This is a genomic window from Falsiroseomonas frigidaquae (assembly GCF_012163145.1).
In the GTDB taxonomy this organism is placed as follows: Bacteria; Pseudomonadota; Alphaproteobacteria; order Acetobacterales; family Acetobacteraceae; genus Falsiroseomonas; species Falsiroseomonas frigidaquae.
Window position 1 is genome coordinate 576,883 of record NZ_JAAVTX010000003.1, and the last position, 19,216, is coordinate 596,098.

The 19,216-nt window shown below is 70.2% G+C and carries 13 protein-coding genes; 3 read left to right on the plus strand and 10 right to left on the minus strand.

Features of this window, described 5'->3' with window-relative positions; translation table 11 throughout:
- The first annotated feature begins 62 nt into the window (after positions 1 to 62).
- Both HB662_RS11715 and HB662_RS11720 read left to right on the plus strand, forming a co-directional pair.
- Complete coding sequence (locus HB662_RS11715) at positions 63 to 3,275, plus strand: carbohydrate-binding domain-containing protein (RefSeq protein ID WP_168049886.1); 3,213 nt, start codon at positions 63 to 65, stop codon at positions 3,273 to 3,275.
- Positions 3,276 to 3,565: 290 nt separating this feature from the next.
- Positions 3,566 to 4,072, plus strand: a complete 507-nt coding sequence (locus HB662_RS11720; protein ID WP_168049887.1) for a helix-turn-helix domain-containing protein — start codon at positions 3,566 to 3,568, stop codon at positions 4,070 to 4,072.
- A 202-nt stretch (positions 4,073 to 4,274) separates the two neighbouring features.
- On the opposite strand, the gene HB662_RS11725 is transcribed toward HB662_RS11720, so the two are convergent.
- The 10 genes from HB662_RS11725 to HB662_RS11770 all read right to left on the minus strand — a co-directional run bounded on the left by HB662_RS11725 (position 4,275) and on the right by HB662_RS11770 (position 17,997).
- Positions 4,275 to 7,184: a response regulator gene (locus HB662_RS11725; RefSeq protein ID WP_168049888.1), complete on the minus strand. Its 2,910-nt coding sequence runs from the start codon at positions 7,182 to 7,184 to the stop codon at positions 4,275 to 4,277.
- A 284-nt stretch (positions 7,185 to 7,468) separates the two neighbouring features.
- Positions 7,469 to 8,506, minus strand: coding sequence for a UDP-glucuronic acid decarboxylase family protein (locus tag HB662_RS11730; protein WP_168049889.1), 1,038 nt, complete (start codon positions 8,504 to 8,506; stop codon positions 7,469 to 7,471).
- A 4-nt stretch (positions 8,507 to 8,510) separates the two neighbouring features.
- Entirely contained in the window at positions 8,511 to 9,605 is a 1,095-nt protein-coding gene (locus tag HB662_RS11735; RefSeq protein WP_168049890.1) for a CgeB family protein, read from the minus strand.
- The gene (locus HB662_RS11740) at positions 9,602 to 10,696 is read right to left on the minus strand and encodes a CgeB family protein (protein ID WP_168049891.1); all 1,095 of its coding nucleotides are present in this window, start codon (positions 10,694 to 10,696) and stop codon (positions 9,602 to 9,604) included. The genes HB662_RS11735 and HB662_RS11740 overlap by 4 nt, the downstream gene beginning before the upstream one ends.
- A complete protein-coding gene (locus HB662_RS11745) occupies positions 10,693 to 11,799 on the minus strand; it encodes a CgeB family protein (RefSeq protein ID WP_168049892.1) in 1,107 nt (368 codons plus the stop codon). Before HB662_RS11745 ends, HB662_RS11740 begins: the two co-directional genes overlap by 4 nt.
- Before the next feature lie 2 nt (positions 11,800 to 11,801).
- Entirely contained in the window at positions 11,802 to 12,893 is a 1,092-nt protein-coding gene (locus tag HB662_RS29705) for a glycosyltransferase family 4 protein (protein ID WP_209443241.1), read from the minus strand.
- On the minus strand, positions 12,890 to 14,890 hold the full coding sequence (locus tag HB662_RS11755; RefSeq protein ID WP_168049893.1) for a TIGR03862 family flavoprotein: 2,001 nt from the start codon (positions 14,888 to 14,890) through the stop codon (positions 12,890 to 12,892). The genes HB662_RS29705 and HB662_RS11755 overlap by 4 nt, the downstream gene beginning before the upstream one ends.
- Complete coding sequence (locus tag HB662_RS11760; RefSeq protein ID WP_168049894.1) at positions 14,887 to 15,990, minus strand: NAD-dependent epimerase/dehydratase family protein; 1,104 nt, start codon at positions 15,988 to 15,990, stop codon at positions 14,887 to 14,889. The genes HB662_RS11755 and HB662_RS11760 overlap by 4 nt, the downstream gene beginning before the upstream one ends.
- Positions 15,991 to 16,015: 25 nt before the next feature.
- Positions 16,016 to 16,999, minus strand: a complete 984-nt coding sequence (locus tag HB662_RS11765; protein WP_168049895.1) for a Gfo/Idh/MocA family protein — start codon at positions 16,997 to 16,999, stop codon at positions 16,016 to 16,018.
- Positions 17,000 to 17,007: 8 nt separating this feature from the next.
- A complete protein-coding gene (locus tag HB662_RS11770) occupies positions 17,008 to 17,997 on the minus strand; it encodes an MDR/zinc-dependent alcohol dehydrogenase-like family protein (RefSeq protein ID WP_168049896.1) in 990 nt (329 codons plus the stop codon).
- Positions 17,998 to 18,247: 250 nt separating this feature from the next.
- On the opposite strand from HB662_RS11770, the gene HB662_RS11775 reads away from it, so the two are divergent.
- Positions 18,248 to 19,156, plus strand: a complete 909-nt coding sequence (locus HB662_RS11775; RefSeq protein WP_245185579.1) for an endonuclease/exonuclease/phosphatase family protein — start codon at positions 18,248 to 18,250, stop codon at positions 19,154 to 19,156.
- The last annotated feature ends 60 nt before the right edge of the window (positions 19,157 to 19,216 follow it).

Sequence of the window (19,216 nt, forward strand, 5' to 3'; positions counted from 1 at the left end):
CAGATATGATGCAACTTCCGGTGGTGGATGCGTCGGTTTTCTCGGCGCCGAGGGAGTTGCGTATGTCTGATTCAACCCACGGTCTCGTCCTTCAGAATGCGGGCGGCGGCCCGCTGGCGGCCGGTATCGCCACCTTCGGCCAGGTGTTCCAGCAGGGCGAGGTGCCCGCCGGCGCCAGTCTCGTGGCTCAGCAGGGAGGGACCGCCCTGCCCGTCCAGATGGACGTGAAGACCCGCTATGAGGACGGTTCGGTGAAGATGGCCGTGCTGGCCGTGCAGCGCCCCGCGCTGGCCGCCGGCGAGTCGGTCGATCTCGTCCTGGCCGCCGTCTCCACAGCCTCCGCGCCTCCGGCGCTCGACCTGGCGCAGGGCCTGACGGGCCACAGCTTCACGGTGGACATCGCCATCCAGGGCGGCGCCACGCTGCAGGTGGACGTGCTGGCCGAACTGCGCGCCGCGCTGGCCGATGGCAGCGCCAGCTTCTGGCAGCAGGGCGCCCTGACCAGCGAGGCGCGGGTCGAGATCGACCTGCCCGGCTCGCAGCGGATGGTCTTCGACGTGGCCGTCTTCAAGGGCGGCGGCTTCGCGGTGGAAGCCCAGTTCAACAACGACCAGGCGATGCAGGCCAGCGGCGGCCGCGTCCAGTACGACGTCACCGTCACCATGGACGGCAAGGTCGCGGCGCAGGAAACGCTGGACCAGGGCCAGTACCAGAACTGGCACCAGGGCTTCGCCAGCAACACGCATGATGGCGGCCAGGGCATCGGCAGCCCGGCGCAGGGCTGGCTCAACATTCAGCACGACATCGCCTGGCTGCAGGATGCCGGCGCCGTCGCGCGCTACGACCTGGACCAGTCGGTCAATCCCAGCCTGCTGAACGGCTATGCCAACGCGATCAAGGCGGCGGGCTGGGACGAGCCGCTCGATGCCAACGGCGTCACCACCTACATGCCGGGCACCGGCGGGCGCCCGGACATCGGCTTCACCACGCTGCCCAACACCGTCTGGCTGCTGACGCAGGATGCCCGCGCCGCGGCCTATGCGATGGGCCAGGCCGAAGCCGCCAGCGCCGTGCCGTGGCACTTCTGGGACGCCGAGAACGGCACCTGGCTGAACACCGACGCCTATCCGAAGCTGTGGCTGGACGCCCGCGGCGGCACCGGCACGCCGGGCGATGCCAACTCCACCGGCCTGACCCAGCAGGTGGATGGCCAGACCGGCTGGCATACCGACGCGGCGCACCAGCCCGACCTGTCCTACGTGCCCTACCTGATGACCGGCGAGCGCTGGATGCTGGACAACCTCCAGGCCCAGGCGGTGTGGTCGATCCTGTCCTACTGGCCCGATCCGCGCGGCGATGGCAACGACAACGTCATCGACGGCAGCCAGGTCCGCGCCGCCGCCTGGTCGCTCCGCCAGGTGGATGAGGCCGCCCGCGTCAGCCCGGACGGCAGCGCCGAGCAGGCCTTCTTCCAGGAGGCCTCGGACGCCAACTACGCGTGGCTCGTCTCCAAGATTCCCGAATGGACCGCGATGCAGGGGGAATCGCATGGCTGGGTGCCGGGCGATTACGGCACCCCCGGCGCGATGCCGCCCTGGCAGCAGGACTACTTCGCCTCCACCGTCATCGCCGCCACCCGCAACGGCAACGCGGACGCCAGGACGTTCCTGGAATGGCAGACCAACTTCCTGGTCGGCCGCTTCATGTCGGAGGATCAGGGCTTCGAGGCCCGCGACGGCGCCGCCTACCTGATCGCCACCAGCGATCCGCAGAGCGGCCGCATCTACACCAGCTGGGCGGAGATCGGCGCGCAGACCGAGGCACTCGGCTGGAGCAACGGCGACTCGGGCTGGGCGCGCAGCGAGGGCGACTACGCGCAGCTCGCCCTGGCGACGCTGGCCGGGATCTATGAGATCACCGGCTCGGCCGAGGCCAAGCAGGCCTATGAGCTGCTGATCGCCGAGAAGGCGCCCTTCTCCACCCCCGCCGACTACACCCGCGACCCGACCTATGCCATCGCCGCGCCTGGCAAGGTGACGGTCGAATTGCCGCCGGTGGAGCTTCCCCCGGTGGAGCTTCCCCCGGTGGAACTGCCATCGGTGGAACTGCCGGGGACGCCGGCACCGGCGCCGGAGCCTGCGCTGGTCGCGCTCGCGGTGGTGCTCGGCGCGGAAAGCTGGTCCGGCGATCCCATGGCGGTCGTAAAGGTGGATGGCGTCGAGGTTTTCCGCGGCAGCGTTTCCGCGCAGCACAGCCAGGGCGGCGCACGCTACGAACTCGGCGAGTTCGCGGCGGGCCAGCCCCATGTGGTGCAGGTCGCCTTCCTGAACGACGCTTGGGGTGGCTCGGCGGAAACCGACCGCAACCTGCATGTCGAAGCCGTACTGGTGGACGGCGTCGAGACCGGCCATTCGCGCGGGCTGTTCAACAAGGGCGAGGTCGCCTTCGACCTCGATGCGGCCGCAACCACGGCGCAGACGCCGCCGGTCGCGACGCCGCCGGTCGTAACGCCGCCGGTCGTAACACCGCCGGTCGTAACGCCGCCACCCGCCACACCCGCACCGGTCGCGCCGCAGCAGGATGTGCTGACCATCGGCATCTCCGGCGACGCCTGGCAGGGCAATGCACAATACGTGCTGACGCTGGATGGCGAACGGATCGGCGGCATCCGCGTGGCGGATGCGGTCCACGCGCAGGGTGAGACGGAGCAGGTCACGATCACCGGTGACTTCACCGGCGGGTTGCACAAGCTCGGCATCACATTCATCAACGATGCGTGGGGTGGCCATGCGGCGGCCGACCGGAACCTCCACGTCGACTTCCTGTCGATCAACGGCACCGATCTCGACCAATCCGTGTCCCTGACCAACAACGGTTCGGCGAGCTTCGACTTCACCGCGGATACGGCGGCCGCCTCGCCGTCGCTCACGCCGGTGCAGACGCTGGGCGCAGGCGAAGACAAGCTGCGCCTCGCGGTCTCGCAGGACGCGTGGCAGGGGGATGCGCAGTTCATCCTGTTCCTGAACGGCGAGCAGCTCGGCGGTACGCGGACCGTGCAGGCCTCGCATGCCGAAGGCGCCGTCGAGATCTATGAGATCCTCGGAACCTTCGGCGATGGCAACGACGTGCTGGGCGTGCGCTTCCTTAACGATGCATGGGGCGGCAACGCCGCGGCAGACCGGAATCTGTACGTCGATCACCTGTCGTTGAACGGCACCGAGTTGCACGGCGTGACGCCGCTGCTCTCGAGCGGCGATGTCTTTCTGCAGTTCTAGGCCAGGAGAACGAGACAAAATGCAGCGTGCCGCGCACAATCTTCCCGTGCGTGGCACCTGCCGCTGTTCTTTACGTGAGTATTTTCCGGTCCTGCCACAAGGGTGCAAACGGCTGTAGGCGGATGCAAGCGCGGGGCTGATCGCGGTCCGGTCCGAGAAGGGCAGGCGGCATCAGCAGGTGCGAACCGGCTTGTCCGGCGAGACATCCCGCAATTGAGTGCCCCCGCGGCCCCCGTCGCCTCCCCATGCGGCCACGCCGCCTTGTCCAAGGACCCAAGAAGATGCACGGCATGGCAAAATCCCCCACCCCGCCTTCCCGGATCGTCGCTATCGAGGGCCGCCCGCAAGGTCTGTCCGATCTCGATACGGCGGAGTCCGAGCCGGTTGTCGCGACGCCGGGCAATCGTTCGCCGACCTCCGCCGATGCGAGCGTCGGCAGCCGCATCAAGGAACTTCGTCGCGCAGCCGGACGGACCCAGAAGGAGATCGCCGATATCGTCGGCGTGACGGGTGCGCAATTCCATCGCTATGAGACCGGTGCGACGCGCATCGCAACGAGCCGGCTGCTGGGCATCGCCACGGCACTCGGCGTGCGGCCGGAGGCGCTGGTCGGCAGCGCCTCCCCGCGTCCGGAGCCGATGGTCGATTTCATCGAAGGCGCGACTGATGAGCTGGTCGAGCTGGTGCAGGTGTTCTCCACCATCAGCGATCCGCGCCGCCGCAGCGCCCTGATGGCATTCGCCCGCGCCGTCGCCCGTGGCCAGCCGCTGCAATCGGCCGGCGGATCGGTCGAGTAAGGCACCACGCGTCAGGCGGTAACGCCTGACAAACTGGCGCGGCACGGGAGACCGATCTGGAAGCGTTTCGCCGTGCCGCAGCACGGCGAAACGAGGCTGACCACCCAGGCCATCGGCAGCGGTGCCTCACTGATCCCGCACGGCGAGATCAGCCGGATGCGCGGGCCTCGCGCGGATCGCTGGCGCAACATTTGCTGCAGTATCAGCCCTGCTGATTGCCTGCGGAGACCACCTTGCGGATCAGCTCCGGCAAGGACCGCGCGCCGATCTTCGCCATGATCGCGGCGCGGTGATTTTCCACCGTGCGCTGGTTCAGCCGCAGCTCCGCCGCGATGATCTTGCTGGGAGAACCGGCGATCACGCGATCCAGGATCTGGCGCTGCCGCGGCGTCAGCTTTTCCAGCCGCGCTGCCACTTCCGCCCGGATCGCCGCTTCCCCGATCGACTGCGAGATGCGCGCACTGGCGGTGGCGATGCTGCGCAGAAGGTCGGATCGCACGATCGGCTTCTCGATGAAGTCCATCGCTCCCGCCGTCATCGCGCGCACCGCCATGCGGACATCGCCATGGCCGGTCACCATGATGGCCGGCAGGCGCTGCGCATGCGGCCGCAGCGCGGCGAGCAGCGCGACACCATCCATCCCCGGCATCACGGCATCCACCAGCACGCAGCCACGGCGGGCCGGATGGTCCGCCTGCAGGAAGGCTTCCGCGGTTGCGAAGCTCTCCACCGCAAGCCCGTTCGCCGCCAGCCACTCCGCCGTGTCGCGGCGCAGGGTCGCGTCATCATCCACGATGAAGACCTGGCCCGTCACCCGCGGGCCGTTGATCTGGGTATCGGCAACCTGGCTGCCGGTCGCTTCCGGCTGGGCCGCGGCGCCCCTGGCAAACCCGTTGCCACCCGCCGTGCCGGCTCCATTCGCTGGCGCCGCAACAGGCTCATCAGCGGATGCGGCATCGGGCGCGGGCTCATCCGCATCCTCATCCGCGACATCGAAGGCGTCCGCGTCTGGCCCGACCGCCTCGCCGACATCCGGCGCCGGCGTGCGCGCCGCCAGAAGCCGGCGCACGCGCGCCAGAAGGTCGTCCGCGCGGATCGGCTTCGGTGAATGCTCGACATCGAGCAGGCCGATCTCCTGCCGGGTGCGGGCGGAGGTATCGCCGCTCAGGATGATGGCCGCCGGCGGCGCCGCCAGCACCTGGCGCAACTGCAGGGTCAGATCGACCCCGCTGAAATTACCCGGAAGGTTGTAGTCGGTGATGACGAGCGCCGGAGGATTCTCGACGGCGAGCGCGATGGCGCGGGACCCTTCGAAGGCCACCGAGACCAGGTACCCCTGCTCCTGCAGCAGCATGCGCAGCGCGTCGGCCACCGCCCGGTCATCCTCGATCACCAGGATGCGCGCCGCCTCGCTCGGTGGCGGCGGCATGTCCTGCGGCAGCAGCGCCGCCCCCTGCGCCAGCGGCAGGTCGACATGGAAGCATGACCCGGCATGTTCCCGCGACCGGACGCCGATAGGGTGGCCCAGCAGGTTGGCGAGGCGCCGCGCGATGGCCAAGCCAAGTCCCAGCCCCTGGCTGCGTGCCCGCGCGGTGTTGCTGATCTGGTGGAATTCCTCGAACACCGCCTGCATCTGCGCCTGCGGAATGCCGATGCCGGTGTCCCAGACCTCGATCCGCAGATGCCCGCCGATCCGCCGGCAACCAACCAGGATGCGCCCCTGCCGGGTGTATTTCAGGGCGTTGGACAGCAGGTTCCGCAGGATCTGCCGCAGCAGCCGCGCGTCGCTCAGCACCACCGCATCGCTCGGCACCATGCGCCAGTCGAGACCCGCGGCGCGCGCCGCATCGGCGAATTCCCGATCCAGGCTGGACAGCAGCGAACCCACCGGCACGGGCGCGATATCCGCATGCACCCGCCCGACTTCCATGCGGTTGATGTCGAGCAGCGCATCAAGGATGCCGGACATGGCGTCTATGGTTTCGTCCAGCCGCCCGATCAGGCGCAGCAGCGTCGGGTCCGCCGCCTTCGCCGCCAGCAGGCCGTGCAGCATGCTCATGCTCTGCAGTGGCTGGCGCAGATCGTGGCTTGCCGCCGCCAGGAAGCGCGATTTCTCGCGATCCGCCCGTTCGGCCACCGCCTTGGCCAGTTCCAGCCGCCCCGCCAGCCGCGTGCGCTCCGTCAGATCCTCGATCGTCAGCACGCTGCGCGGCGGGTCGGCGCTCAGGCGCCGGGCGGAAACCCTCAGAAGCCGGGTTTCGCCGTCCTGCTGGGCCACTTCCAGGATGGAATCCTCGACCTCGCCCGGCAGGCCGTGCGCGGCGGTCAGGAAGGCGTCCAGCCGTGGCGCCGCCAGCAGGGCCGCCTCCAGCCGTTCCGGCGTGACGCCCAGCGCCATGCGGAAGCCGGCATTCGCGGCGACGATCCGGCGCCGGCCATCCAGCACCGCGACCGGAAGCGGAATCGCCTGCAGCATGTCCTCCGGCAGCGCACGCCGGGCGCCGGCGGCCCAGGCCGCCAGCGCGCCGCCGATGACAGCCAGGGGCAGGGCCTGGTCGGCATCGCCGCGCGCCGGGTCCTGGTCGGCCTGATCGGCCGGGTCCATCGGCGGATCGCCTTCCGGCAGCTGGGCCATGACCCAGCCGCCGGCCTGCCGCAATGCGTCCAGCCGGCCGCCGATGCGGGCGGCATCGGCCGATAGCAGCACGGCGATGCCGCGCGCGCCCTCGGTCTCCGCCAGGCTCCGCATGAGCAGTTCCAGCGCGTCGCCGGCCGGCTCCGCAACGGCGTTAAGCCGGCGGTCGCGCAGCACCATCGGCGCTTCCCAGGGCACCACGAGCACGGCATCCGCCTGTACCGCCATGCCATCCTCGGCCGGCAGCACCGGCATGGCGACCTGCCCGGCCAGCGCCGCGCAGCATTCCTCGACCAGGGCCGGTTCCGTCTGCAGCAACAGCACGATGGCGAGGCCGGTGCGCGCCGGCAACCCGTGCAGCAGGGTCAGGCAGGCCTCGAGACCGCCGACGGAGGCATCGACAACCACCACCGCAACCGCCCGTTCGGCGTGTTGCAGGCGCGCAGCATCGACATCGCCGCAGCCGGCACCAGACATTCAGGCCACCCTGGTTTTTTGGGACGAAGATCACGCAACATATAGCCGGCTTCGGAAATCCAAGCCGCCCAAAATCAGCAAACCTGTTCAACTAATTGAGCGAGCGGGGCGGGATATAGAACAACCACCCTGGATGGCATCTTGGCGCAAGTGCACCGACGCTTGATACAAGCATTGCAGAGCTTGGGGTAGCTTATGGCCGAAGTCGATACGAACCGGGCATGGCGCGCACGTCTGGACGCACAGCGCAGGCGGGCGTTACCGGTGCGGCACGGCGCGCCGGATCAGATGGCGGAGGACGGAACCTGCGGGGCCGCGACCTGCGGCGGATGCGCCGCGAACCATTCGATGGTTGGCCGCAGGCCCTGCTCCAGCCCCACCACCGGATGCCACCCCAGCAGGTCCTGTGCGCGGCCGATATCCGGGCAGCGGCGACGCGGATCATCCACCGGCAGCGGTCGGAAACCGATGCGGGACCGCGATTCCGTCAGCGCCAGCACCCGCTCCGCGATCTGGCTGATGCTCTGTTCATTCGGGTTGCCGAGGTTGACCGGGCCGTCCGGATTGGACCGCACGGCCATCAGTGCCATCAATCCCCGGATCAGGTCGGTGGCGTAGCAGAAGGAGCGGGTCTGCGTGCCATCGCCATAGATCGTCAGGTCCTCCCCCGCCAGGGCCTGGCAGATCAGGTTGGAGACGATGCGGCCATCATCGGCGCGCATGCGCGGACCATAGGTGTTGAAGATGCGCGCCACCCGCACATCGGCACGGCCCAGCCGCAGATAGTCGAAGCAGAGCGATTCCGCCGCCCGCTTGCCCTCGTCATAGCAGGCGCGCGGGCCGGTGCTGCTGACATGGCCGCGGTAATCCTCGCGCTGCGGATGCTGCTCGGGGTCGCCATAGACCTCGCTGGTGGAGGCCTGCAGGAAACGGGCGCCGCAGCGCGCCGCAAGGGCGAGCAGATGCTGCGTACCGAGGACATTGGTCAGCATCGTGTGCACCGGATCCGCCTGATACTGCGGCGGCGATGCCGGGCAGGCCAGGTTGTACACCTCATCCACCAATAGCGGTTCCGGCAGCGCCTGGCAGACATCGTGCCGGATGAAGCGGAAGCGCGGCCCCTCAAGATGGGCGAGGTTCGCCTCCACACCGGTCAGCAGGTTGTCCAGGCAGGTCACCTCATGCCCCTGCGCCAGCAGCGCGGCACAGAGATGCGAGCCGAGGAAGCCGGCACCGCCCGCCACCAGCACGCGCTTGCGGCGCGCCGGCGCCGGCCCGCCGCCCTCATCCTGCCGCCAGCGCGCCGCGCCCTGCCTGTGCATGCGCCTATTCCCCCACCGCGGCGGTGTGCCGCGCGGCAGCCTGCCGCAACGACGCCGCCAGTTCCCCAGCCCGCGCCTGGCCAGTATGTTGCCGCAGCACGATGTCCCGCGCCCGCCGCGCCATCGCCTGATGCGAGGCGTCCTCCGGCGCATCCAGCAGCGCCACGACCTCCTCCGTCGTCCGGGCGATGGCGATGCCGCCGGGCAGCAAAGCCTCCAGCCCTTCCCATGCATCGCTGATGATCGGCGTGCCGATGGCCGCCGCCTCGAACAGTCGCACGCTGGGCGACCAGCCGGCGGCGATCATGTCGGCGCGGGTGACGTTCAGCGTGAAGCGCTGCGCGCTGTAGAAATCCGGATGCTCGGCCGGCGGCAGATGCGCGATGCGCTGCACATTCGCCGGCCAGTCGATGTCGTCCGGATATTGCGCGCCGGCCACCACGAAGCGGCGCTGCGGAAGGCGGCGGGCCGGGGCCAACAGCAGCCGCTCCAGCGTCGGCTGGCGATCCACGCTGTAGGTGCCGAGATAGCCGAGGTCCCAGCGCGGCGCCGCGCCGGTGTGCCGGTAGTGCTCCGGCTCCACCGAGCAATACAGCGCCGCCGCCCGGCGCGCGCCGTACTGGTCCTGCAGGCGGTCCAGCGTCGGCCCGCCGGTGAAGGAGAAGTAGGTGGCAAGCACCGGGATCTGGCGCGGCGCGATATACGCGCAATCCCCGCGCGCCAGCCGCGCCAGCGTCACCGGCGTGTCGATGTCGTAGAAGCTGACACGCCCGGGGGCGAGCGCCTGCACCGCATCGATGACCGCCACGCCATCCGGCACATAGGAGCCGACGATCACGGCATCCGCCGCCCGGATGGCGTGGGCATGCTGCGCCGCCAGATCCACGACGCTGTCGTAGAATTCCAGCGCACAGAAATCCGGCGCGCCGAGGTCGCGGTTGGCCGCGTACCAGGGCTGCTCGCGTTCCAGGAACAGCACGCGGTGCCCCAGCGCATGCAGCCCGCGCAGCAGCGCCCGGAAGGTCGTGGCGTGGCCATTGCCCCAGGAGGAGGACAGCGACAGGCCCAGCACCACCAGATCGAGTCGTGGCGCCCTCATGCCGCAGCCCCCGCCGCCTTGTCCGCAACCAGCCGTCGCAGCAGCGTATCCACCAGCACGGCGCGGCTTTCATAGGTGTGTTCGGCCAGCACCCGCCGCAGCGCCGCCTGGCCGATCCGCCCGGCATCCTCGCGCGTCAGCCCCGCCACATGCTCCGCCACGTCGCGGCCATCCCGCGCCACCAGGATTTCCTCGCCCGGCTTCAGGAACAGGTCGATGCCCGGCCAGTCATCCGTGATCAGGCAGGCACCGGCGCCCGCCGCCTCGAAGACGCGAGTGGGCGGGGAGAAGCCGGTGGCCGCCATGCTGGCGCGGTTGATGTTCAGCACCGCCATCGGCGTCACGTTGAAGGCATTGTGGTCGCGGGTCGGCACATGGCCGATGTCGCGCACATTCGGTGGCAGATCGCGGTCGCCCCAGCCGGAACCGCCGAGCAGGAAGTCGCGCTGCGGCAGGGCCTCCGCCGCGGCGAGGAAGAAATCCTCGACCCGCGCCTCGCGGTCCGGCAGGCGGTTGCCGAGGAAGCCGAGCGTGGCGTCGAAGCGCGCATCGGGCGCCACCGGATGATGCGTGGACGGATCCAGCGCGTTGTAGATGGGCACGCAATCCGCGGCCCCCAGCGCGCGATACGCATCCACCACCGCATCGCCGCCGCCATAGGTCAGCACCAGGTCCAGGCGCTTCAGCGCGGCGTGGCTCGGATGCTCGGGCGCCGCGTGCAGCTCGGCCAGCGTCGCCGGCGCATCCACGTCCCAAAAGATGCGGATGGCGTGCGGCGCCGCGGCTTCCAGCAGCCCGGCCAGCAGCGCATCATCGGCATAGCCGACGCCGCTGGCCTTCACCACCACATCGGCCTGCCGCGCTTCCACCGCCGCCCGGGCCAGCGCCTCCGGATTCGCCTCATACACCACCACGCGGCACCATTCGGGCGGCTCGATGTCCCGGTGCTGTTGCCGGCCGAAGGCATCCGGTTCGTAGAAGGTGATCTCGTGGCCATGCGCGGCCAGTGCGCGCAACAGGCCCCGGTAGTAGGTCGCGGCACCATTCCAGTAGGAGGACAGCAGGCTGGACCCGTAGAATGCGATCTTCATGCCGCCAGCTCCGTCCCTGCGATGCCCAGCCGCCGCAGGATGTCCATCAGCTCCGCCACACGGTGGCGGCAGGTGTGGCGCGCCTGGATCGTCTCCAGCCCCGCCGCGGCCAGGGAACGGGCGCAGTCGCGGTCATGCAGCACGTCGCGCAGCCGCGCCTGCATCTGCGCGGAATCGCGCGCCTGCAGGTAGTCCATGCCGGCGCGGAACAGGCCCTCCGCATCCTCCCACGGCGCGCAGATCAGCGGGATGCCGCAAGCCAGCGCCTCGAAGACGCGAATGGTGGGAATGCCCGGCAGGGCCTCCACATAGGGGCGGCGCGGGATGTGCAGGGTCACGCGATGCCGCGCGAAGGCGGTGGGCACCGCGGCATTGGCGATCCAGCCCCGATATTCCAGCCCCGATTCCCGCAGCGCCGCCAGCGCCGTGTCCGGGTAGCGCACGCCATGCACATTGCCGGTCAGCGACAACGCCTTCACCGGCTCCATCAGGAAGTGGTGCAGTTCCTCCGTCCGTTCGCCATCGCCCCAATTGCCGATCCAGACCAGGTCGGCGGCCTTCGCAGCCGTCACCGGTCGGAACAGCGAATCATCCGCCGCCTCATGCCAGGTGAAGACCCGCGCGCCCCAGCCATATTCCAGGTAGCGCTGGCGCAGCGTCTCGCCGAAGGCCAGGATGCCGTCGTAATCCTGCAGCATCATGCCGGCGATGGCCTCGCGCTCCGACACCGCGCGATGATGCGTGTCGTGGAACAGCAGGCGGAAGCCGCCGCCGCGGCGACGGAGCCGGCCGAGCTGCGCCACCAAGGCGGGTTCGGTCCATTCGTGCACGATGACGACATCCGCATCGGCGGTCGCCCGCTCATGGTCGAAGCCGTCGCCATAGGCCTGGCTTTCAAGGTCGGGAAAGCTGTGGGCGAAGGCCTCCACCGCCGCCGGCCCGGCTTCGCGGATCAGGTTCTGCCGGCTCCAGCCATCCTCCGGCTCCAGCGCCAGCGCCGAATGCCCGCGTGCCACCAGGTCCCGCATCACGCCGCGCAGGAAATGGGCATTGCCGTGGTTCCAGTCGGAGACCAGGGAGTGCGTGTAGAAGACGAAGCGCATGGCTAGTCCACGAGGGATGATGATGATGAGGCCGCTGCAGATGATGCATAAGCGGCCAGCAGGGCGCAGAGTTGCCGTCCGGAGGTGTAACGCTCCGCCCGCGCCCGCGCCTGGGCGCCCAGCGCCGCGCGAAGCGGTGCATCGGCGAAAAGCGCGTCGATCGTCGCGGCGAAGCCCGGCGCGTCCCTGGCGAACAACGCCGCGCCGTCCCATATCTCGCGATAGGTCGGAATCTCGGCGAGCAGCAGCGGCGCCCCGCCCTGCGCTGCCTCCAGCGCCGCCAGTCCGAACGGCTCATACTGCGATGGCGAGGCGAAGATGGCGCAGCGCTGCATCAGCCCGCGCAAGGCCGTATGCGTCAGCGGGCCGAGCGTGCGCGCATGGCGGAATTCGAATCCGGGCCCGCCCGGGCCGTCGCAATCGCCGGCCGCCAGCACGGGCAATGTGCTGCGCGCCGCCGCCGCATCCAGCAGCGCGGCTCCCTTGCCCTCATCCCACCAGCGCCCGGCCGCGAGGACGAAGCTTTCCCGTAATCCTGCAGCTTGCGGCGCCGCTTCCACCGCATTCGGCACCACATGCACCGGGCAGGCCAGCGCATAGGCCTCCCGCAGCGCCGCGGCATGGGACATGCTCGGCGCCACCACCGCATCCGCCCGCGCCAGTCCGCGCGCATTCAGCGCCTTCTGCCAGGCCCAGCCCTTCGGCAGAGGGGTGCCGCGCATCATGGCCCACCAGGTCACCACGCAGGAATGCGAGACGGCCACCACCGGACGCCGGCCGCCAAGCCCCGCCGCCTGGGTCGGCAGGTTCAGGTGCAGCAGGTCGCAACCTGCCGCCAGATCCTCCAGCTGCCCGGGCAGCGCGGCCAGTGCCGCCGGGTCCTCCACCATCCAGTCCAACGGGGCATCCAGCAGCTGCAGATGCGTGGCGCGCAGCGCCGCCACCTCCGCCCGCTGGCCCGCATTCGGCGCCGGGCCGAGGCAGACCAGCAGCACCTCGACACCCGCCCCGTTCAATGCACGGCAAAGATCCACGCCGTAGCGCCACACGCCGCCGACGGCATCGACCGTCATCAGCACGCGGCGCGGTGTCATGCGATCAGCCGCGCCTTCGCCCGCGGCGCCTCGTGCCGAGCGGCCAGCCAGCGATGCAGTTCGGCCAGGCCCTGCCGCCAGCCGATCCGTGGCGCCCAGCCGCAGGCCTGCGCCAGCTTCGTGCTATCCGCGACGAAATAGGCCTGGTCGCCCTGCCGCGTAGCACCGTGGCGCAGATCCACGTCCCGGCCGGTCAACCGGCCGATCTCGCGCAGCACCATCCGCAGGCTGACGCAGTTCGCGGGCCCGCCGCCGAGGTTGTAGGCCTGCCCGCCCAGCATGCCGATGTCATCCAGCAGCATCCGATAGGCTGCCACGGCATCCTGCACATGCAGGATGTCGCGCACCTGCTTGCCGTCGCCATAGATGGTGATGGGCTCGCCCCGCAGCGCCCGGATCAGGAAATGCGCCACCCAGCCCTGGTCTTCCGTGCCGAACTGGCGCGGGCCGTAGATGCAGGACATGCGCAGCACCGCCGTCGGCAGGCCGTAGGATTTCGCGTAGTCCAGCACATACTGATCCGCCACGCCCTTGGAGCAGCCATAGGGCGTGCAGAAGTCCAGCGGCCGATCCTCGGCGATGCCCTGCGCCGCGATGGCGTTGTCCGCCGGCACGTAGCGGTCCTCATGCTCGATCATCGCGAGGTCATCGAGGTTGCCGTACACCTTGTTGGTCGAGGCAAAGATCACCGGCGTGCGGCGGCCGGATTGCCGCACCGCCTCCAGCAGGTTCAGTGTGCCGCGCGCATTCACCTCGAAATCCGCGACCGGTGATTCGAGGCTGGTGGTCACCGCCGTCTGCGCCGCCAGGTGGAACACCGCCTCCGCATCGCGCAGAACGTCGCGCATCAGCGGCGCGTCGCGCAGATCCGTCGCCTGCCAGGTCACACGATCCCCATGCGCCTGCTTCAGCCAGGCCAGGTTCTCCTCCACCCCCGGCCGGCTCAGATTGTCCAGCAACACCACGTCGCGCCCTTCCCGCAGGAAGCTGTCCGCCAGGTTGCAGCCGATGAAGCCGGCGCCGCCGGCGACGACGATGGGCCGTGCGGCCGGGCGCAGCGAGGGTGCGCCCAGGCGCAGCGTATCCGCCAGCGACTTCGGCCCGCCCTGCGTCAGCAGCCGCGCCAGCAGCTTCGGCCGGCCCTCCGCATCCACCGCGCCCATGTGGTAGTGGCGCTGGTCGAAGCGCAGACCCTCCTGCACGCTCACCGTGTCGGGGATATCCTGCCAGCCGTACCAGTACAGGCGCTCCGCCGGCGCGGCCAGCGCATCGAGGAAGCTGCGCGCCTGCTCGCCCTCGTCGTGCCGCCAGGTGGCATAGCCGGCCTCCGTCAGCCAGAAGCGCATCGCCGGATTGAACGGCGCGACGATGTCGCGCGCTCGTTCCAGCAGCGCCGCCCAGCCATCCCAGCTGCCGAACTCGCTGTCCCAGGTGCCGGGGAAGCCATGCAGGCCGAGCACGTCGATCTCCGCCAGCACGCCGCGTTCACCCATCAGCCGCAGCCAATGCGCATCGAAGGGGCAGGGGCCGCCGAGTACCGTGGTGAAGCCGCGCTGCCGCGCCCAATAGGCGGCGGCGCCCACCATCTCGCAGAACAGCGCCCAGTCAGGGTCCTCGCGCCAATCCCAGTCGAGCAGGTTGTTCGGCTCGTTCCACAGCTCCACGGCGCGGAAGTGCCGGCCATAGCGGGTCAGGCAGTGATCGACGAAGTCCGCATAGTCCAGCAGGCGCCGCGGTGCGCCGGATGCGGTGCCGGTGCGGGACAGGGATGGCGGCGTGTAGTGGATGCAGGGCAGCAGCTCGAACCGCGCCGCCAGCTTCGGCAGCAGCCAGTCATACCAGGCGGGGCCGTCCGCGGTGTGATATTCGGCCCAGGACAGGTGCGTGCGGAGATGCGTCGCGCCGCTCGCCGCCATGGCCTCGATCGCCTGCTCGGTGCGGCCGTATTCCCCCGGGCGAAACCATTCCGCGAAGCCGAAGGCGGGCGGGCTGTTCATGCGACCAGGCCCCGCATCTCCAGCTGGCGCCGCATCTCCGCATTGCGGTCCACCACCTTCTGCGCCGCCACCCAATCCGCCAGTTCGCGCAGCGAATCCTGCAGCGCCTCGCGCGGCTCGAAGCCCAGCAGACTGCGCGCCCGGCCGATATCGGCAAAGCAGTTGCGGATGTCGCCGATGCGCGCCTTGTGCATGATCTCGGGCTCCAGGTCCCGGTCCATGGCGCGCGCCACCATCCGCGCCACCTGCGTGATGGTGTAAGCCTGGCCGCTGCCGATATTGATCGTGGTGTCCTGAAGCTGCGGCGTTTCCAGCGCCAGGCGGAAGGCGCGCGCCACATCGCGCACATGCACGAAGTCCCGCCGCTGCTCGCCATCCTCGAAGATCGTCGGCGACTGCCCCGCCGCAACGCGGGAGGAGAAATTGGCCAGCACGCCGGTATAGGGGTTGGACAGCGCCTGGCCCGGGCCGAACACGTTGAACAGCCGCAGCGCCACCGCCTCCCGCCGATAGGCCCGGCCGAAGATCAGCACCGCCTGTTCCTGGAAATACTTCGTCAGCGCGTAGATCGAGGCGAGGTCCACCGGCTTGCTCTCGTCCGTCGCCACCGGCGTCAGCGCCTCCCCCTGCGGCGTCGTCAGGCCCCAGCGGCCCTCGGCGATCTGCTGCGGGCTGCGGCGCGCGTCATCCACCGCACGGCCATCCGGCGTGCGGTAGCGGCCCTCGCCATAGACGCTCATGGAGGAGGCGACGACGATGCGCCGCACCGGCCGGTCGATCATCGCCTGCAGCAGCACGGCGGTGCCGACATCATTGGTGCTGACGTAGCGCTCGATCTCATACATGCTCTGGCCGACACCGACCTCGGCCGCCAGATGCACCACGCCCTCCACGCCCTCCAGCGCGGAGTCCACGGCGGCCGGGTCGCGCACATCGCCGCGACGCAGCTCCACGCCCTGCATGTCCACCGGCTGGTCGGCGCCATGCACCTGGTCGATCAGCGAATCCAGCACGCGCACCTGATGACCCTGCGACACCAGCTCGCGGCAGACTTCCCGCCCGATGAAGCCGGCGCCGCCGGTGACGAGATAGAGGGTCAATGTCGCTGTCTCCCTGATGCGGCCGTCAGCGCCCGTAGATGCGGTCCAGCGCGGCGGCGGTGTCGATGAAGCGCAACGCGGTGGAATCGAAGCGGTTCTGTTGCGCCAGTTGCCACGCCCACTGCACGGCCATGCGGCCGCCCCAGGCATCGGGCGGCGTCGCCAGCACCTCCCGCGCCGTGCCGCGGAAGCGCTCGGCGCTGAAATCGTAGAAGGACCCGTCCACATTGTGCAGCGCCGCGCCGCCCTGCGTGCCGTGAAAGGCGGCGGAGATCACCGCGTCGCGCCCGGCATGCAGCCACCAGGAACAGGCCAGCCGCACCACCGTGCGATCCGCCAGCACCAGCGTGGCCAGCGCGAAATCCTCCACCTCCGCCGCATCGCGCGGCAGCGGCGCGCCCTTGGCGAAGAGCTGCGCCGAAACCTCCGCCACCTCCGGGAAATCCAGCGCCCACAACGCCAGATCCACCAGATGCACGCCGAGATCCATCACGCAGCCGCCGCCCGACTGAGCCTTGTCCTTGAACCACGGCTTGTCCGGCCCGTAGGCATTGTGGAACACCAGATCCACGGCCTGCACGCGGCCCAGCTCGCCGCCCTGCACCAGCGCGCGGATGCGCTGCATGGCATCGGTGGCGCGATAGGACAGGTCCAGCCCCAACAGCCGGTCGGCCTGCTGCGCCGCCTGCACCACGCCGCGCACCTCCGCCGCATCCCGCCCGAGCGGCTTCTGGCAGAACACCGCCACGCCCTGCCGCAGCGCCTGCACCGATTGCGCCGCGTGCTGCGCGCTCGGCGTCGCGATCACGATGCCGTCGAGGCCCAGCGCCAGCAGCTCCTCCATCCCGGCCACGCGGTGCGCATGTGGCGCCGCCTGCTGCGCGGCCAGCGCCATCTCCTCCACCGGATCGGCAAAGGCGACGATTTCCGCGACATCCGCCTCCGCGATCGCCTGCATCCGGTGCCGGCCGATCCAGCCTGTGCCGAGGAAGCCCAGCCGTGGCCTCATGGTGGGCCTCATGGCACCACCAGCGCCTTCATGAATCCGTCGGGCCGGTCCCGCGTCGCGTCCAGCGCCGCATCCAGCGCCGAGAGAGGGAAGCGGTGCGTATAGAGCGGCGAGGGGTCCAGCCGGCCGCTGGCCACCGCCTCCACCGCCTCCCGCATCCCGCGCATGTATTCGGCCGGGTCGCGCTCATGCGCGTTCACCACATCCAGCCCGCGCCAGTTCCAGAGCTGCATGTTGACCTGGCGCGGCCCGTCCTGGTGGTAGCCCGCGATCACCAGCCGCCCGCGCACCCGCGTCAGCTCCGCCGCCAGGTCCAGCGGCCATTGCTGGCCCACCGCCTCGATCACCCGGTCGCAGAACGCACCGCCGGTCAGTGCCTTCACTTGTTCGATGATCGCCCAATGATCGTCCATCGGGATGATCTCCGCCGCGCCCATGCGCCTTGCCATGTCGAGCGAGGTTGGGCGGCGGGAGATGGCGAGGACGCGCGCGCCGGCCTGGCTGGCCAGCCGGGTCAGGATGGCGCCGAGGAAGCCGATGCCGATGATGGCGACGCTCTGCCCCGCCTCGATGCCCGCACGGCGGAAGATGTTCATGGCGCAACCCAGCGGCTCGCCCGGGAAGGGCTGGCCTGCCAGGCTGTCGGGCAGCCGGATCACCTGGCTGGCCGGGCCGGTGTCGAAGGCGGCGTAGCTGCGCTGGAACAGGGTGGCGACGCGGTCGCCTGGCGCCAGGTCCCGCACCTGGGCGCCGACCGCATCGACGACCCCCCAGGCCTCATGCCCCAGCGCGCCGGGCTCGGTCGGAAAGCGCATCCAATCCGGCCCCGCCCAGGGCGTGAGGTTGGAGGCACAGACGCCGCAACCTTCGATCCGCACCCGCACCTCGTCCGGCCCCGGTGCGTCGTGTTGGAGCCGGACCAGTTCGATCCGCCCCGGCGCGGTCAGGATCGCGGCCGGCGCGGCGGTGGATCCGGCCGGTGCTGGAGCAGGTGGCAAGTGGCGGCATCCTTGAGCGTCGCGCCGCGCGCGTCGGCGACGCGGCAGTCTGTGTCAGGCGGCGTGACAACGGGGCTGTCCCGCGAAAGTTGCAACGCGCCCTTCACCCCTGTTGACCTAGGATGTTCACGCATCAGGACGCTGCTGCACCTTGGAAGCAGCATCGGCAGCCACTATTTCTGTACTGCTGTCCTTTCCACATCGGGTCGCCGGAGCGCCCCGTCTCACGGAATCCGGCCTCGAACCTCGCATGACGAAGAGCCAGCACGCCGACGGCCCGCAGGGGTCCGGACCCACTCGCCTCAAGGTCGCCGCCCGCCTGCGCCGCACCGGCGCGGCGGTGCAGGGACTTATGGTTGAGCTGCGAAGTCCGGTCCGGCCGGAACCCGTGCCCGGGGTGGCGCCGCGACCGCGGCCCGGGCTGATTCGGGTGGCATCCTACAACATCCACAAATGCGTCGGCATCGACCGCCGCTTTGACCCGGCCCGCACCGCTGCCGTCATCGCGGAACTCGGCGCCGACCTGGTGGCGGTGCAGGAGGCGGATCGCCGCTTCGGCCGCCGCGTCGGCCTGATGGACGCCAAGGCACTGGAGCGGGAGACCGGGCTGGCGCCGTTGCCGGTTTCCGACCTGGCGGATGGCCATGGCTGGCACGGCAACGCCATCCTGGTGCGCCCCGGCACGCCCGCCCGTATCCGGCGGCTGGCCCTGCCGGGCGCGGAACCCCGTGGCGCCCTGGTGGCGGAGCTGGACCTGCCCGGCGGTCGGCTGCGCGTGGTGGCGGCGCATCTCGGCCTGCTGCGCCGCTGCCGCGCCCGGCAGGCGGCCGCGATCCTGCGCGCCCTGGCGGAACAGCCGGAAGATGAGGCGCCACTGCCAACCCTGCTGCTGGGCGACCTGAACGAATGGCGGCCCGGCGCCCGGTCCTCGCTCCGCGTCTTCGAGCCGTTCTTCGGCCCGCTGGCGCACGCCCCGGCCAGCTTCCCGACCCGCCTGCCGGTGCTGGCGCTGGACCGCATCCTGGGCTGGCCGCGTGGCGTGGTCAGCGATGTCGCGGTGCATGACAGCGCCCTGGCGCGTATCGCCTCGGACCACCTGCCGCTGACCGCGGCGGTCCGGCTGGGCGCGCAGGATGGGGTGGTGAGCGAAGCCGCCTGATGCAGCCGGCGTTGCAACCGTAACGCTGCTGCCCCGTTCGCTTGAGGCCGGCGGCACGCA

Excerpts from the sequence above, each read along its gene's own strand:
- HB662_RS11720 (WP_168049887.1), top strand. The coding sequence starts at position 3,566 with ATGGCAAAATCCCCCACCCCGCCTTCCCGGATCGTCGCTATCGAGGGC.
- HB662_RS11725 (WP_168049888.1), bottom strand. The coding sequence starts at position 7,184 with ATGTCTGGTGCCGGCTGCGGCGATGTCGATGCTGCGCGCCTGCAACAC.
- HB662_RS11740 (WP_168049891.1), bottom strand. The coding sequence starts at position 10,696 with ATGAAGATCGCATTCTACGGGTCCAGCCTGCTGTCCTCCTACTGGAAT.
- HB662_RS11745 (WP_168049892.1), bottom strand. The coding sequence starts at position 11,799 with ATGCGCTTCGTCTTCTACACGCACTCCCTGGTCTCCGACTGGAACCAC.
- HB662_RS11775 (WP_245185579.1), top strand. The coding sequence starts at position 18,248 with ATGACGAAGAGCCAGCACGCCGACGGCCCGCAGGGGTCCGGACCCACT.
- HB662_RS11765 (WP_168049895.1), bottom strand. The coding sequence starts at position 16,999 with ATGAGGCCACGGCTGGGCTTCCTCGGCACAGGCTGGATCGGCCGGCAC.
- HB662_RS11755 (WP_168049893.1), bottom strand. The coding sequence starts at position 14,890 with ATGAACAGCCCGCCCGCCTTCGGCTTCGCGGAATGGTTTCGCCCGGGG.
- HB662_RS11715 (WP_168049886.1), top strand. The coding sequence starts at position 63 with ATGTCTGATTCAACCCACGGTCTCGTCCTTCAGAATGCGGGCGGCGGC.
- HB662_RS29705 (WP_209443241.1), bottom strand. The coding sequence starts at position 12,893 with ATGACACCGCGCCGCGTGCTGATGACGGTCGATGCCGTCGGCGGCGTG.
- HB662_RS11735 (WP_168049890.1), bottom strand. The coding sequence starts at position 9,605 with ATGAGGGCGCCACGACTCGATCTGGTGGTGCTGGGCCTGTCGCTGTCC.
- HB662_RS11730 (WP_168049889.1), bottom strand. The coding sequence starts at position 8,506 with ATGCACAGGCAGGGCGCGGCGCGCTGGCGGCAGGATGAGGGCGGCGGG.